14 protein-coding genes are annotated in these 14,846 nt (G+C 66.3%); all 14 read left to right on the top strand.

Annotated features, from left to right (window positions below):
• Positions 1–177: 177 nt before the first annotated feature.
• On the top strand, positions 178–618 hold the full coding sequence (locus OSH12_RS01205) for an NlpC/P60 family protein (protein ID WP_266341672.1): 441 nt from the start codon (positions 178–180) through the stop codon (positions 616–618).
• Positions 618–4,490 carry a baseplate multidomain protein megatron gene (locus OSH12_RS01210; RefSeq protein WP_266341673.1) on the top strand — a complete coding sequence of 1,291 codons (3,873 nt, stop codon included), beginning with the start codon at positions 618–620 and terminating at the stop codon, positions 4,488–4,490. The genes OSH12_RS01205 and OSH12_RS01210 overlap by 1 nt, the downstream gene beginning before the upstream one ends.
• Entirely contained in the window at positions 4,483–4,821 is a 339-nt protein-coding gene (locus OSH12_RS01215) for a DUF2793 domain-containing protein (protein WP_266341674.1), read from the top strand. Before OSH12_RS01210 ends, OSH12_RS01215 begins: the two co-directional genes overlap by 8 nt.
• A 240-nt stretch (positions 4,822–5,061) precedes the next feature.
• A complete protein-coding gene (locus OSH12_RS01220; RefSeq protein ID WP_266341675.1) occupies positions 5,062–5,319 on the top strand; it encodes a spike base protein, RCAP_Rcc01079 family in 258 nt (85 codons plus the stop codon).
• Complete coding sequence (locus OSH12_RS01225) at positions 5,319–6,677, top strand: hypothetical protein (protein ID WP_266341676.1); 1,359 nt, start codon at positions 5,319–5,321, stop codon at positions 6,675–6,677. Before OSH12_RS01220 ends, OSH12_RS01225 begins: the two co-directional genes overlap by 1 nt.
• A gap of 190 nt (positions 6,678–6,867) precedes the next feature.
• Entirely contained in the window at positions 6,868–7,755 is an 888-nt protein-coding gene (locus OSH12_RS01230) for a glycoside hydrolase family protein (RefSeq protein WP_266341677.1), read from the top strand.
• A complete protein-coding gene (locus OSH12_RS01235) occupies positions 7,752–8,138 on the top strand; it encodes a hypothetical protein (RefSeq protein ID WP_266341678.1) in 387 nt (128 codons plus the stop codon). Before OSH12_RS01230 ends, OSH12_RS01235 begins: the two co-directional genes overlap by 4 nt.
• Positions 8,139–8,203: 65 nt before the next feature.
• Positions 8,204–8,521 (top strand): PepSY domain-containing protein, encoded by a 318-nt coding sequence (locus OSH12_RS01240; RefSeq protein WP_266341680.1) that lies wholly within the window; start codon positions 8,204–8,206, stop codon positions 8,519–8,521.
• Positions 8,522–8,560: 39 nt separating this feature from the next.
• The gene (locus tag OSH12_RS01245) at positions 8,561–9,247 is read left to right on the top strand and encodes a response regulator transcription factor (protein WP_266341682.1); all 687 of its coding nucleotides are present in this window, start codon (positions 8,561–8,563) and stop codon (positions 9,245–9,247) included.
• A 1-nt stretch (position 9,248) separates the two neighbouring features.
• The gene (locus tag OSH12_RS01250; protein WP_266341683.1) at positions 9,249–10,610 is read left to right on the top strand and encodes an ATP-binding protein; all 1,362 of its coding nucleotides are present in this window, start codon (positions 9,249–9,251) and stop codon (positions 10,608–10,610) included.
• Positions 10,611–10,741: 131 nt separating this feature from the next.
• Positions 10,742–11,164 (top strand): hypothetical protein, encoded by a 423-nt coding sequence (locus OSH12_RS01255; protein ID WP_266341684.1) that lies wholly within the window; start codon positions 10,742–10,744, stop codon positions 11,162–11,164.
• Positions 11,165–11,255: 91 nt separating this feature from the next.
• A complete protein-coding gene (gene ccmI, locus OSH12_RS01260; protein WP_266341685.1) occupies positions 11,256–12,395 on the top strand; it encodes a c-type cytochrome biogenesis protein CcmI in 1,140 nt (379 codons plus the stop codon).
• Positions 12,396–12,404: 9 nt separating this feature from the next.
• Positions 12,405–12,869, top strand: a complete 465-nt coding sequence (gene ccmE, locus OSH12_RS01265) for a cytochrome c maturation protein CcmE (protein ID WP_266341686.1) — start codon at positions 12,405–12,407, stop codon at positions 12,867–12,869.
• On the top strand, positions 12,866–14,845 hold the full coding sequence (locus OSH12_RS01270) for a heme lyase CcmF/NrfE family subunit (RefSeq protein ID WP_266341687.1): 1,980 nt from the start codon (positions 12,866–12,868) through the stop codon (positions 14,843–14,845). Before ccmE ends, OSH12_RS01270 begins: the two co-directional genes overlap by 4 nt.
• Position 14,846 lies beyond the last annotated feature (1 nt).

Raw genomic sequence — 14,846 nt, forward strand, 5'->3', positions numbered from 1 at the left:
GCCAGGCTGACAGCGTCTGCATCTCCTCCACCCAACTCTCCGTCATCCCCGCGAAAGCGGGGATCCATACAGCCGAGGCGCAGGCATCCGAAGCGCCCCTGAACCCGGCTGAATGGATCCCGGGTCTCCGCCCGGGATGACGCCGGAGGGTGAAAGACGGCGCACCGCGAGGTCCCCATGACCGAAATATCCCGCCAAGCCATCGTCGCCACGGCCATGGCCTGGCTCGGCACGCCTTATCGGCATCAGGCTTCGCTGAAGGGCGTTGGCTGCGACTGCCTCGGTCTCGTGCGCGGCGTCTGGCGCGAGCTCTATGGCGACGAGCCCGAGGCGATGCCGGCCTACACTGCCGATTGGGCCGAGGCGCGCGGCGTCGACACCTTGGCCGAGGCGGCCGGGCGGCACATGCCACCTGTCCCTCTTGATGAGGCCAGGACCGGCGACCTGCTGCTGTTTCGCTGGCGAACGGGACTGCCGGCCAAGCATGCGGCGATCCTGATTGCGCCGGATAGCTTCCTTCATGCCCATGACGGCGCTTCCGTCGCCACCGCTGCCCTGTCGCCCTGGTGGCGGCGGCGCGCCGCCTTCACCTTCCGCTTTCCCGGAGTGACCGACTGATGGCAACGCTCGTTCTGCAGGCGGCCGGCGCCGCGATTGGCGGTCTGTTCGGGCCGGTCGGCGCGATCCTCGGCGGCGCCGTCGGCGCCATGGCCGGCTATGCCGTCGACCAGACCCTGTTTGGCCAGAACATAGAGGGGCCACGCCTTTCCGATCTCTCGGTACAGCGCTCGGAGGAAGGCACGCCGATCCCCCGCGTCTATGGCCGCGCCCGGCTGGCGGGGCAGGTGATCTGGGCGACGCGGTTTCAGGAAGTGAAGGAAGAGGAGGGCGGCAAGGGCGGGCCGACGGTCACCACCTATTCCTACTATGCCAATTTCGCGGTCGGGATCTGCGAGGGGCCGATTGCCCGCATCGGCCGTGTCTGGGCCGATGGCGAATTGATCAATCTCGCCGACCTGCATCATCGCGTGCACCTCGGCCATGACGACCAGCCGGCCGACAGCCTGATCGAGGCGAGGCAGGGCGCGGCCGGAACTCCCGCCTATCGCGGCACGGCGATGGTGGTGTTCGAGCGCCTGCCGATCGGCGATTTCGGCAACCGGCTGCCGCAGCTTGCCTTTGAAGTGTTCCGGCCGGTTGGCGGCGTCGAGGACGAGATCCGCGCGGTCGTCATCATCCCCGGCGCGTCGGAATTCGCCTATGACCCGCTGCCCGTCTACACCTCGAAGGGGCCGGGCCGCCGGGTCACGATCAACCGCCATGTCGACGGCGCGCGCACCGATTGGGAAGCCTCGATCGACGAATTGCAGGCGCTTTGCCCCAATCTCGAGCGAGCAGCGCTCGCCGTCTCCTGGTTCGGTGACGATCTTCGCGCCGGCCATTGCACGGTCGCGCCCCGCATCGAAGATTTTTCGACTGTTACGAGCCCGACCTCGTGGCATGTCGCCGGCCTTTCACGCGCCGGGGCGAGGGCGGTCAGCCGCATCGACGACCGCCCGGCTTTTGGCGGCACGCCATCCGACGCCAGCGTCATTCGTGCCATCCTGGACCTGAAGGCGCGCGGCATCGCCGTCACCTTTTATCCGTTCCTGATGATGGACATCCCGGCCGATAACGACCTGCCGCATCCCTACTGGGATGCGACCCAGCCCGCCTATCCTTGGCGCGGCGAGATCACCGCTTCAATCGCGCCGGGTCGGCCGGGGACGCCGGACCAGACCTCTGTGGCCGCAACCGAGATTGCCGCTTTTGTCGGCACGGCGGCGCGGACGGATTTTTCCGTCTCGGGCGGCGCTGTGCATTATTCCGGCCCGGATGAATGGACCTACCGGCGGATGGTCCTGCACGCGGCAAACCTCTGCAAGGCGGCCGGCGGCGTTGATGCCTTCCTCATCGGTTCGGAATTGCGCGGGCTGACCACGCTGCGCTCCGACGCCTCGACCTATCCGTTTGTCGCAGCACTCCGCGCGCTGGCGGCCGATGTCCGGGTCATCCTGCCGGCGGCGAAGATCACTTATGCCGCCGATTGGAGCGAGTATTTTGGCCACCAGCCGGGCGACGGCTCCGGTGACGTAAACTTCCATCTCGACCCGCTCTGGGCCGATGCGGCCATCGACGCGATCGGCATCGACAGCTATGTGCCCTTGTCCGACTGGCGCGACGGCTACGATCATCTCGATGCGGCGACGGCCGAAAGCGGTCGCGATGTCGATTATCTGCGCGCCAACATCGCCGGCAGCGAGGGCTTCGACTGGTATTATGCCAGCGACGCCGACCGGCTCGCGCAGGTTCGCTCGCCCATCACCGACGGCGGAGCCGGAAAACCCTGGGTGTTTCGCTACAAGGATCTCGTCGGCTGGTGGTCGAACGAACATTTCGACCGTCCGGGCGGCGTCGAGGCGGCGACTGCCACAGACTGGACGCCGCGATCAAAGCCGATCTGGTTCACCGAGATCGGCTGCGCCGCGATCGACAAGGGCGCCAACGAGCCGAACGTCTTTCCCGATCCAAAGGTCGGCGGCTCTCTGCTGCCGCATTTTTCCAATGGCAGCCGCGATGCACTGATGCAGGAGCGCTTTCTCGCCGCCGTGCTCGGCTATTGGGATCCTGCTTCGCCCGATTTTTCCTCGAGCCACAATCCGGTTTCGCCCATCTATGGCGGACGCATGGTCGACGCCACCCGGACCTATGTTTGGTCCTGGGATGCGCGACCGTTTCCGGCCTTCCCGCAGCGAACCGATGTCTGGTCGGATGGCGGCAACTGGCAGACCGGCCATTGGCTGAACGGCCGGCTCGGCAATCTGACGACGATCCGGCTGATCGAGCGCATCCTAGGGGACTATGGTTTCGAGCCCTATCGCATCGGCGATCTCGAGGGGCTGGTCGATGGCTTTGTCATCGCCCGTCTCGGTTCGGCTCGGCAGGCTTTGCAGGGACTGGCTGAGGCGCTCGGTTTCGAGGCGGCGGAATCGGGCGAGGTCGTTCGCTTCGTCAGGCGCGGATTGCCAAGGCTGGCGCTGACGAGCGCCGATCTCGTCGAGGAAGGCGAGCAGCCGCTTCTCGCCATTCGCCGGGCGCAGGAGACGGAGTTGCCGGCCGAGCTTGCCTTCGGCTTCATCGACGGCGCGAGCGATTATCGCGACCGGGTCATCGCCTCGCGTCGGCTGGAAGCGGCGAGACGCCGGCAGGCTGCGCTTTCGACCGGCATTGTCACGGACGACGCGCTCGCCGTGGCGCTGGCCGATCAACGCCTGCAGGAAATCTGGGATGGCCGCGAGACGGTGTCGCTGGCGTTGACGGATCGCAGGCTGGCGATCGAGCCGGCCGATGTCGTGACGCTGGTCCGGCCCGAAGGACAGATCAGCTTTCGCGTCACCAAGGTAGAAGATGGGCTGGCGCGGCGCATCGAGGGCAGGACGGTCGATCCGTTCGGCTCCGGCGTCCCGACCGCGGGCCTGGTCGGCGGCATGCCGGACGCGTCGGCCGATCCCGGTCCGCCAGACGTCGTCATCCTCGATCTGCCGTCGCTGGTGGCGACCGAGAGCGGCGCGGCGGCGCGGATCGCCCTGTTCGCCGATCCCTGGCCGGGCGCGTTTGGCATCTCGATCGGTTCGGCGAGTTCCGGCTTTCCGCTGCGCCAGATCCTTCCGCAACGCGCGGTGATGGGCAGAATTGCGGCCAGCGTGCCGCCCGGGCCGGTTGGACGCTGGGACACCGCGACCATTTTTGACGTCGCTCTCCCGGCCGGAGCGCTGGCGAGCCTGCCGGAAGAGGCGGTCCTGAACGGTCGCAACATCGCGGCAATTGGCAGCGAGGCGGATGGGTTTGAAGTCATTCAGTTCCGTTCCGCGGAGCTTGTTGGGGATGGGCGCTGGCGGGTCTGGGGGCTGCTGCGCGGGCAGGGCGGCACGTCGGATCTTGCGGCGCTGGGTCATCCGGCCGGCGCGCGCTTTGTCCTGATCAATGCGGCGACGCCCTTGCTGGATCTCAATCCGGCAGAAATCGGTCTCGCCCGCACGCTTCGGGCCGGGCCGCTGGCAATTGCCTATGATCCCGACCGCTTTTCGTCGCAGGAGTTTGTCATCGCCGGCCGGGCGTTGCTGCCCTTTGCGCCGGCGCATCTTCGCGGTCGCCGCGATGCGGCCGGCGATGTTGCGCTCAGCTGGATCCGTCAGACGCGGATCGGGGGCGATGGCTGGGAGGCGGTCGAAGTCCCGCTCGGCGAGGTTTCGGAGGCCTACCGGATTGAACTTTGGGAGGGCACGACGCTCCGGGCCAGCTTCGACACGACGACACCCACACTGACGCTTTCCGCCGTGGATCTCGCCGCGAGACTGAGCGCGCCGGACGCCGATTTTACCGCCCGCGTGGCGCAACGGAGCGCAACGGCGGGGCCAGGAATTGCAACGGAGGTCCTCGTCCATGGCTGATCAGTCCGCGCATCTGGCGCTTCCCTTTCTGGCGCCGTCGCAGGCCCAAAAGCACGTCACCCATAATGGGGCGCTGCGTCGCCTCGACGGGCTCGTGCACCTCGCTGTCGAGTCGGTTGCTGCGATTGCACCACCCGGTTCGCCGGTCCAGGGCGAGCGCCACTTGTTAGGGGCCAGCCCGACAGGCGATTGGACCGGGCGGGGCGGCGATCTCGCCGTCTTCGCCGATGGCGCCTGGTGGTTCGCGACACCGCAGATCGGCTGGCTGGCTTATGACAAGGCGAGCGAGACGCTACTGGTGCTGAAAGCGGCGGGTTGGACGAGCGTTTGACCCCAGATCCGCCGTCTCGTTCTCGCTCCCGGCTCGGCGTCATCCTCGCGAAAGCGAGGATCCATTCATCCGAAGCCTTGGGAGTTTCGAAGGACTCTCGGCGGCCGACCTCCCGTAAGCCCGGCTGCATGGATCCTCGCTTTCGCGAGGATGACGGCGAGAGTGGGCTTGGGGATGGAGCGCGGCGTGGGTGGCGCACGCGGCCAAACAAACGAAACCACCAACCTCACGGAGATCATCATGAGCGATCCCTTTGCTGGGGCGGCGTCGGGCCTTTCGGGTCCGGCGACGCGCCATTTCGCCATCACCCCGTCGAACAGCGCCGATCTCGCCATCCGGCCGCGCGCGCTGGTGTTCCAGACCGATGGCGATGCTGTCCTGCGCGACGAGGCGGGGACGGACGTCACCTACAGCCGCTATGCCGGCGATATCCTGCCGATCCGCGCCGTCCGCGTGCTGGCGACCGGCACGACGGCGACCGTTGTCGGGTGGATCTGATGCGGATGCCCGGTCTTGGCTTGTCCGGCGCGGGAAGCGCCGGGCGACGGGTGGCGCCGCCTTCCGGCCTCGGCTTTCCCTTCGCGGATTATCCGCTGGCTGTCCGTCGGCGCGGCGGCCGCTTCGTGACCGACTTCAAGCCGGAGACCCATGCGGCGGCGGCGCTCGCCGGTCCGGAATATTTCGTCGATATCGCCACCGGCAATGACGGCAATCCCGGCACCAGTTGGGGCGCGGCGGTCAAGTCGATCTTCGTCGCCACCCAGCTCGGCAATGCCGGCGGCGTGCCGTTTCATGTGTCGGTGAGGGCCGGCGTCTATTCCCGCGCCAACAGCTTTACCAATAGCGGCCCGATGGTGATCCCGACGCAACCGGCGGCCTATCGCGCTGTCGGCGGTCGCGTCACCTGCTGGGCCGGAGGCGATCTCGGCTGGTCCGGCTCGCCAGACGCCACCTACGGCAATTGCTATGCGGTCGCCCGCTCCAATGTCACCGCCGTGCTCGATCTGGCCCATGCCAACGGATTCGGCGAGCCGGCGGAACTGGTCCGCGTGACAGATGCCTCCGCCTGCAACGCGACGGCGGGCTCGTGGGCGCAGGTCGGCGGTACGCTCTACGTCCATCGCGCCGATGGCGTCGCGCCGACCAATGCCACGACGCGCGTGCTGCTGGTCGTCGATGCCTTCGTGCTCGATGGCACGGCAAAGTCCGCCTACCTGGAGGGCTTCGATTTCCAGGGCGGAGCGAATGGCGGCGTCTTTGTTCAGGGCGTGGCGACGCGGTCGCTCGTCTTCGTCGATTGCTCGGCCCGCTATGCCGGCGGCCCCAGCCACCTCTATGACGGGTTTCGCGTGTTCGACACCACTGGGCTCGTCGCCTTCGTGCGCTGTGTCGCGGCCTCGAATGCCAAGGACGGCTTCAACCTTCATTGGGGGCAGGGCGGCACGCCGTCGCTGTATCACCTGACGATCGATTGCCGTGCCTATGGCAATGGCCGCTACGAGAGCCAGTCCAACAACGGGCTGACCAGCCATGACGGCCTGACCGGCATCGATGTCGGCGGGCGCTATCACGACAATTTCGGCGCGAATGTCGTTTCCAATAGCGCCTCGCGGCTCTGGTGCCTTGGCACCGAGGCACACGACAGCCTGGGGGATGGGCCACGCGGCGGAGTGGTGGAACCCGTCGATTTCAACACGCAGGAAACGACCCGTTTCTGGCTGGAGCGGACGAAAACATCGGGATCCGCGAGGTCGCTGGTCGCCGGCGATACGTCAACGATCCGCTTGCGGCAGCATCGCGCCGAGACGGGGCAGGCACAGCTTGCCGATGTCGGCGCAACGATCGCCACGTACTGACCAAGAAAGTCGTCGGGGAAAAAATGAGCCCGCCGCTGGGGGGGGATAAGCGGCGGGCTCCTTCCGGCTTTGGGGCCGGGAGCGAGGTGCCTGGGCATCTCGAGACATCAACCCGGCCGTGTGGACTTGGTTCCCGACAATTCGGTGCGTTTCAGGAATTATTTGCATCAGTTCGGCGCGAGGTATCGGCATGGCGGAAATCAGTCCGGCGGGGCTCGAACAGCTCATCGCCGAAGAAGGAGATGTGCTGCGCGCCTATCGCGACGTGGCGGGTGTCTGGACCATCGGCGTCGGCCTGACGGCGGCATCCGGCGTCGTCGTGCCCAAGGCGGGAATGACGCTCACCAAGGCGGAGAGCCGGAAGCTTCTCGTCCGCGCCCTGGCCAGCGGCTATGAGCCCGCCGTCGCCAAGGTCATGCCCGGAGCGCCGGCGCATGCCTTCGATGGCGCGGTGTCGTTTCATTTCAACACCGGCGCCATCGAACGCGCCTCGTGGGTGAAAGCCTGGCGTAGCGGCGACAAGGGCGCAGCGCGAAGTGGTCTCGCTGCCTGGAACAAGGCCGGCGGCCGCGTGATCGCGGGCCTGACCCGCCGCCGCGCGCGCGAGGCGGACCTGATCCTCGACGGTCGACGCACCGTGCCGGGCCAGGCGTTCGGCGGGCTTCGGCGGGGCGATGAAGGCGAAGCGGTTCGCGCCCTGCAGGACGATCTCGTCCGTGCCGGACTGTGGGGTGGCCCGGTTGATGGCGTCTTCGGCGCCTCGACGGAGAAGGCTGTTCGCGCGTTCCAGGCTTCCCATCCGAACCTGACCGTCGACGGGATCGTCGGCCCCGCGACGTTGGCGCAAATCGCGCGGGTGCTTGCGGCGCGCAAGGGGCTCGCCGCCACGGCCGCCGGCGGAACGCTGGCAACCGGCGGCGCGGTCGCGGTTCAGGTCGAGGGCTCCATCCCCGATCCGTCGTTGCTGCCGAACGGGATTGTTCTCGCGGTGGTGTTCGTCGCCATCGCGGCGCTGAACCTTGTTGCCTGGCGATATCGCGACGAGATCCGCTCCCTCATCCGTCTCAGGAGGTCATGATGATCCGGCTGCCCACGCTCAATCCAGTCGATATCGTGCTTGGCGCGCTGGAAGGCGCTGTGAACCGGATGGTCGGTCGCGCCGACAATCCGCTGAGCCGGGACATGGCGCCGCGCATCACCAAGGCGATCGTCGAGGAGATCATCGCCGATCCCGCCGTGATCCATGTCGCGAACGCGGAGCCGTGGTACGCTTCCCGCGTCACCTGGGGCGCAATCATCGCAGCGCTGGCACCGATTCTGGGATTTGGTCTTGGCCATGCGATCTCGGCCGAGGATCAGGCGTCGCTGGGAGAGGTCGCGGTGGCGATCGGTACGCTGGCGGGCGCGGGACTGACACTTTACGGCCGCTGGCGGGCCCGCGCGATTCTGCTTGGAAAGTGATAGAGTTCGCGCAAAAGTTGTCAGCATTCAGGTCGTGTTCATATCAAGGCGCTTAGGAAAGGCGCATGTCGAAGAACTTCATCGTAATCATCTTCCTGGCGGCCATCTTCGTCTGGTTCGGATCCCCCCAATATGGTCCGACAGCAGCGTATGGCGACTCATGCCTGTCGCAGGGCGAGGCGCGGCAGGCTGTGCAGAAGGGTGACGCCATATCTTTGAGCGAAATCCGTGGTTCATTGGCGGGCGATGGTGGTGAAGTGGTTTCGGCCCAGCTCTGCAAAGCCGGCAATCGCCTCGTCTATGTCGTCAATGTCTTGGGCAATGGCGGCGAAGTGAAGCGCGTGCGCGTCGATGCCCGCACCGGTTCGATCATGGGGCGCTGAAACAGCACCCGCCGCGAATGGATGATTGGCTCCAAAGCAATGCGAATTCTCGTCGTTGAAGACGATCCGGATCTGAGCCGCCAGCTCACCGAGGCCCTGAAGACGGCGGGCTATGTCGTCGATTCGGCCAAGGATGGCGAGGACGGTCATTTCCTGGGCGATACCGAACCCTATGACGCGGTCGTGCTCGATATCGGCCTGCCGCGCATGGATGGCATCAGCGTGCTGGAAGCCTGGCGCCGCGCCGGCCGGAAGATGCCTGTGCTGATCCTCACGGCGCGTGACCGCTGGAGCGACAAGGTGCAGGGCATCGATGCCGGCGCCGACGACTATGTCGCCAAGCCTTTCCACATCGAAGAAGTGCTGGCCCGCATCCGCGCGCTGGTGCGCCGCGCCGCCGGCCATGCCACCAACGAGATCGAATGCGGCCCCGTCCGCATCGATACCAAATCCGGCCGCGTCACCGTCGATGGCAACCCGGTGAAACTCACCGCGCATGAATACAAGGTGCTCGAATATCTGATGCACCATCGCGACCGTGTCGTGTCGCGCACCGAGTTGATCGAGCATCTCTACGATCAGGATTTCGATCGCGATTCCAATACGATCGAAGTGTTTGTTGGTCGCTTGCGCAAGAAGGTTTCCGGCGATCTGATCGAAACCGTGCGCGGCCTCGGCTACCGGATCGTCTCGCCAGGAACGGCCTCGGCCGGCGGCGCCGACTGACATGCGGGTCCATTCGCTCGCGTTTCGGCTGATCGCCGGCGCGTCGCTCTGGAGCGCCGTGGCGCTGGTCGTGGCCGGCGTGATCCTGACCTCGCTTTACCGCGACACGGTCGAGCGCGCCTTTGACGAGCGACTTTCCGTCTATCTGAAAACGCTGGTCGGCAACCTCGCGACCCAGCCGCCTGGCCAACTGGGCGACCCCGGCAATCTAGGCGAACAGCGTTTCGAGCTGATCTATTCCGGTTGGTACTGGCAGATACGTCAGGCCAACGGCGCCGTGCTGCTCGCCTCGCGCTCGCTGTCCACCGATACGCTGGACCTCGCCAATGCGACGTCCCGCAGCTCCGTCGACGGCGTCGAACGCGCGACGATGGAAGGGCCGGACAAGCAGCAGCTGCGCGTCTTGCAGCGGACGATCACCTTCGATGTCGACCATCGCTACGACGTGCTGGTCGCCGGCAATGCGTCGGAGTTGCAGGAGGAGATCGCCGACTTCCGAACCAGCGTGGCGCTGACGCTGGCGGTCTTCGGCATCGGCCTCGTCGCCTCGACGGCGTTCCAGATCCGCTGGGGATTACGACCGCTCGATCAGGTCCGGCGCGGACTGGCGGCGCTTCGAAGCGGCAAGGAGCAGAGCCTTGATGGTCCGTTCCCGGCCGAGATCGAGCCGCTCGCCAAGGAACTCAACGCGCTGATGCACTCCAACCAGCAGATCATCGAGCGGGCGCGCACCCATGTCGGCAATCTGGCGCATGCGTTGAAAACGCCGCTTTCCGTCATCACCAACGAGGCGCGTTCGGATCAGGGCAAGCTGGCCTCGAAGGTCGGCGAGCAGGCCGAGATCATGCGGATGCAGATCAACCACCATCTCGATCGTGCCCGTATCGCGGCGCGCTCGCAGGTGATCGGCGCCGTGACGGAGGTCGAGCCTGTGCTCACGCGTCTCGTCCGCGCCATGCGCCGGATCCATGAAGATCGCGGCCTGACCATCGACCTCCATGTTGCCGAGGCCGCCCGCTTCCGGGGCGAGCAGCAGGATCTCGAGGAGATGATCGGCAATCTGGTCGATAATGCCTGCAAATGGGCAAGCTCGAAGGTCGCCATCGAGGTCGCTTACATTCCCGCTGCCGAGGATTTGGACGGCTCGCTGATCGTCCGCGTCGACGATGATGGGCAGGGCCTGACGGCGGAAGAAATGCTGGAGGCGACCCGACGCGGCAAGCGCCTCGACGAGAGCAAGCCGGGCTCGGGCCTAGGCCTCTCGATCGTCACCGATCTGGCGGCGCTTTATGACGGCGCGTTCGAGATGGATCGCTCGCCGCTCGGGGGATTGCGCGCCGAAGTCCGACTGCCGGCGGCATAATTGGCAGGACGTCCGTCGGCATGAGCTGAGTTGGCGTGGGTCCGTATTTCCGCCATGCTGGTGTTGGATGTGCGATCCCGTGTTTGGGGTGCTGTCCGTGCGAATCGTGCGGGCATACGAGGTATTTGAACATGCGGCTTGGTGGTTTGTTTGTCTTGGGCGCGATGGGCGCCACCCTGGCCGGCTGTGTCAGCACGGGTCCGAATGAGGGCGTTGGCACGATGGGCGGCGGTCGTGTTGCCCCGACGGCGGCAGGCGCGCTGGTCGGCGGTGTTGCCGGCCAGTCGATCGGCCGCGGACTCGATGACCGCGATCGCCAGCGTGCCGAAGAGGCCGAATTCCATGCGCTCGATTCGGGGCGGCCTGGTTCGCCCGTTGTCTGGAGCGGTGGCCGCGAAGGGTATCGCGGCGAGGTTGTTCCGGGGCCACGCTATCGCGTGAACAACTATGATTGCCGCGATTATACGCACCGGATCTGGACCGGTGGCGAGCCGCAGGTCGCCCGAGGCACGGCCTGCCGTCAGGATAATGGCGCCTGGCGACCGATAAGCTGACCCCACCGCTGGGAGACTCGGGTTCCCGCCGCGACAGAATGCGTCGTGCGCCGTCGCGGCTGACAGGCTAGAACGCGTCCAGGAACAGATCATGCTTCTTTGGATCGCCATGGCCGTGTTGACGGTCGCCGCCTCGCTTGCCGTGCTCATTCCCCTGGGCAGGCCGACCCGTGCCACCTCGGCCAATGCGGGCGCCGCGCGCTCGATCTATCGCGATCAGCTCGATGAACTGGCACGCGACCGCGAGCGCGGCCTGATCGGCGAGGGCGAAGCCGAGGCCGCGCGCATCGAGATCTCCCGTCGGTTGCTCAACAGCGATGCCGCAGGCTCTGGTACTCCTTCCGCGCCGCAGGCCTACCGCATCGAGCGCCTCATCGCCGTCGTCGCCATCCCCTTGATCGCCATCGGCGCCTATCTCTATGTCGGCTCGCCGCTATTGCCCGACAGCCCGTTCGCCAGCCGGCAGGCCCAGGAGAGCGGGCAGGGCGGCGTTGACGAACTGATCGCCAAGGTTGAGGCGCACCTCGCCGCCAATCCCGAGGACGGGCGCGGCTGGGAAATCCTCTCGCCGATCTACATGCGGCTCGGACGCTATGATGACGCCGTGCGCGCGCTGGGCAATGCCAAGCGACTGCTCGGGTCCACCGCCGAGCGCGAATCGCTTTACGGCGAGGCGCTGACGCGGGCGAGCGGCGATGTCGTTACCGAGGATGCCCGCGCCGCCTTCGACAAGGCGCTGAAATTCGACCCGGACGAGCCTCGCGCCCGCTTCTACCTCGCCTTGTCGCTCGGCCAGTCCGGCAGCAAGGACGAGGCCATCGCCGCCTGGAACGCGCTGATCGCGACGACGCCGGCCGATGCGCCGTGGCTTGCGTCCGCCCGCGCCGAGCTGGCGAAGCTGCAACCGACATCGACCGTTCCGCCGGACGCGCCCGGCGCCCCTGCCGCTCCGGGTCCGACTGCCGAAGATGTCGCCGCCGCTGCCGAGCAAAGCCCGGTCGAGCGTGAGCAGATGATCAACGGCATGGTCGCCGGGCTCGCCGCGAAGCTCGAGGCCGATCCGACGGATACGACTGGATGGGAGCGCCTTTTCCGCGCCTACATGGTCTTGGGTCGGACGGATGACGCCAAGGCGTCGCTCGCGCGGGCGAGGAACCAGCTGATCGAAAAGCCGGACCTTCTCGCGGTGGTCGAGAAGTCGGCGCACGATATTGGCATTGGCAAGGATTGATCGTTCGACATGACGCGTAAGCAGCGCCGCCTGACCCTCATCAGCCTTGCCGGAATCGTGCTGGCGAGCGCGGTCGGGCTCGTGCTCTTCGCTCTATCGGACGGCATCACCTTCTTCACATCGCCCTCGGACGTGCTGGCCAACCGGCCGTCGCCCGAACAGCGCGTGCGACTTGGCGGCCTGGTCGAGGTCGGCAGCGTCGTCAAGGAGGCCGATGGGCTCGTCCGCTTCGCGGTGACCGATGGCAAGTCGAGCCTGCAGGCGCGGTACGTCGGCATCGTGCCGGACCTGTTCCGCGAGGGGCAGGGCGTCGTGGCAGAGGGCAAGGTCGATGCCAATGGCGTCTTCATTGCAGATACCGTTCTCGCCAAGCATGACGAAACCTATATGCCGAAGGAAGTCGTCGAGGCTCTGAAGCAGAGTGGCGAATGGCGTCCGGAAGACGGCGCTGCGCCGCAGGCGGGGAACCCATGATCGTCGAACTCGGACACTACGCACTCGTTCTGGCGCTGATCCTGGCGCTTGCGGGCGGCACCTTGCCGTTTTGGGGTGCGCTGCGCGGCGACGAGCGGCTGATGACGATCGCCTCGACCACCTCGATCGCCCAGTTTGTCTTCGTCGCCATGAGTTTCGGCGCGCTGACTTACGCCTATGTCGTCTCCGACTTTTCCGTCCAGAACGTCGTCGAGAATTCGCACACCCTGAAGCCGCTGCTCTACAAGATCTCAGGCGTCTGGGGGAACCACGAGGGCTCGATGCTGCTCTGGGCTCTCATCCTGGTGCTGTTTGGCGGCCTGGTCGCGCTCTTCAGTGACAATCTTCCTTTGAAGCTGAAGGCGCTCGTGCTGGCGGTCCAGTCGTGGATCAGCGCCGCCTTTCTGCTGTTTATCCTCGTCGCTTCCAATCCGTTCCTGCGGCTCAATCCAGCGCCGTTCCAGGGGCGGGATCTCAATCCCGTCCTGCAGGATGTCGGCCTCGCGATCCATCCGCCGCTGCTCTATCTCGGCTATGTTGGCTGCTCGATCTCCTTCGCCTTTGCCATCGCCGCCCTCATCGATGGCCGCATTGACGCGGCATGGGCGCGCTGGGTCCGGCCGTGGACACTGGCAGCCTGGTGCTTCCTGACGCTCGGCATCGCCATGGGCTCCTACTGGGCCTATTACGAGCTCGGCTGGGGCGGCTGGTGGTTCTGGGATCCGGTCGAGAATGCCAGCTTCATGCCGTGGCTCGCCGCCACCGCGCTGCTGCATTCGGCGATCGTTATGGAGAAGCGCGAGGCGCTGAAGATCTGGACGATCCTGCTCGCCATCCTGACCTTCTCGCTGTCGCTGCTCGGTACGTTCCTGGTGCGGTCCGGTGTGCTGACCTCGGTGCATGCCTTCGCCACCGACCCGACGCGCGGCATCTTCATTCTCTGCATCCTGTGCGTCTTCATCGGCGGCGCCTTCTCGTTGTTCGCCGCTCGCGCCGGCACGCTCAGCCAGGGCGGCCTGTTCGCGCCGATCAGCCGCGAGGGTGCTCTGGTCCTGAACAACCTGCTCCTTACGGCCGCCTGCGCCACCGTGCTGGTCGGCACGCTCTATCCGCTCGCGCTTGAAGCGATCACCGGCGAGAAAATCTCGGTCGGCGCACCGTTCTTCGACATGACTTTCGGCCCGATGATGGTGCCGCTCCTGATTGCCGTGCCGTTCGGGCCGATGCTGGCGTGGAAGCGCGGCGATATCGTCGCTGCCGGCCAGCGCCTGCTGTTTGCCTTTGGCGCTGCGATGGCGGTGATGATCGTCGGCCTCGCGCTGATGGGCACGCCTTCGGCGCTGGCGTTGTTCGGCGTCGCGCTTGCCGTCTGGCTGATGGTCGGAGCGCTGTCGGAAATCGCCTTCCGCATCAAGCTCGGCCGCGCCAGTCTGGCCGAAAGCTGGCGTCGTGGCGCAGGCCTGCCACGCTCGGCCTGGGGCACGATGGTGGCCCATTTCGGCGTCGGCGTTACCGTGCTTGGCGTCATCGGCGCCACGGCCTGGCAAAGCGAGACGATCGCCTCGTTGAAGCCCGGCCAGTCGATGACGATCGATGGGCGCACACTGACCATGGACGGCTTCGTGCCGATTAGCGGCGGCACCTTTACCGGTACCGGCGTCCGCTTCTCGGTACGCGAGGGCGGCAATCTGGTCGCCGTCCTCGAGCCGGAGAAGCGGATCTACACCGTGCAGAACATGCCGACGACGGAATCGGCGATCAAGACGTTCGGCTTCTCGCAGCTTTACGTCTCCGTTGGCGATATCGCAGCCGACGGCTCGACCGTGGTGCGCGTCTACTGGAAGACGCTGGTCGCGTTGATCTGGCTCGGTTCACTGATCATGACGGCCGGCGGCGTGCTGTCGCTCTCCGACCGGCGGTTGCGCGTCGGGGCGCCGAAGCCTGCCCGGCGCTCGCTCGCCATTCCGGCGGAGTAGC

This window comes from Kaistia terrae (genome assembly GCF_026344005.1).
GTDB classification, from domain to species: Bacteria; Pseudomonadota; Alphaproteobacteria; order Rhizobiales; family Kaistiaceae; genus Kaistia; species Kaistia terrae.

Excerpts from the sequence above, each read along its gene's own strand:
- OSH12_RS01205 (WP_266341672.1), top strand. The coding sequence starts at position 178 with ATGACCGAAATATCCCGCCAAGCCATCGTCGCCACGGCCATGGCCTGG.
- OSH12_RS01210 (WP_266341673.1), top strand. The coding sequence starts at position 618 with ATGGCAACGCTCGTTCTGCAGGCGGCCGGCGCCGCGATTGGCGGTCTG.
- OSH12_RS01215 (WP_266341674.1), top strand. The coding sequence starts at position 4,483 with ATGGCTGATCAGTCCGCGCATCTGGCGCTTCCCTTTCTGGCGCCGTCG.
- OSH12_RS01220 (WP_266341675.1), top strand. The coding sequence starts at position 5,062 with ATGAGCGATCCCTTTGCTGGGGCGGCGTCGGGCCTTTCGGGTCCGGCG.
- OSH12_RS01225 (WP_266341676.1), top strand. The coding sequence starts at position 5,319 with ATGCGGATGCCCGGTCTTGGCTTGTCCGGCGCGGGAAGCGCCGGGCGA.
- OSH12_RS01230 (WP_266341677.1), top strand. The coding sequence starts at position 6,868 with ATGGCGGAAATCAGTCCGGCGGGGCTCGAACAGCTCATCGCCGAAGAA.
- OSH12_RS01235 (WP_266341678.1), top strand. The coding sequence starts at position 7,752 with ATGATGATCCGGCTGCCCACGCTCAATCCAGTCGATATCGTGCTTGGC.
- OSH12_RS01240 (WP_266341680.1), top strand. The coding sequence starts at position 8,204 with ATGTCGAAGAACTTCATCGTAATCATCTTCCTGGCGGCCATCTTCGTC.
- OSH12_RS01245 (WP_266341682.1), top strand. The coding sequence starts at position 8,561 with ATGCGAATTCTCGTCGTTGAAGACGATCCGGATCTGAGCCGCCAGCTC.
- OSH12_RS01250 (WP_266341683.1), top strand. The coding sequence starts at position 9,249 with ATGCGGGTCCATTCGCTCGCGTTTCGGCTGATCGCCGGCGCGTCGCTC.
- OSH12_RS01255 (WP_266341684.1), top strand. The coding sequence starts at position 10,742 with ATGCGGCTTGGTGGTTTGTTTGTCTTGGGCGCGATGGGCGCCACCCTG.
- ccmI (WP_266341685.1), top strand. The coding sequence starts at position 11,256 with ATGCTTCTTTGGATCGCCATGGCCGTGTTGACGGTCGCCGCCTCGCTT.
- ccmE (WP_266341686.1), top strand. The coding sequence starts at position 12,405 with ATGACGCGTAAGCAGCGCCGCCTGACCCTCATCAGCCTTGCCGGAATC.
- OSH12_RS01270 (WP_266341687.1), top strand. The coding sequence starts at position 12,866 with ATGATCGTCGAACTCGGACACTACGCACTCGTTCTGGCGCTGATCCTG.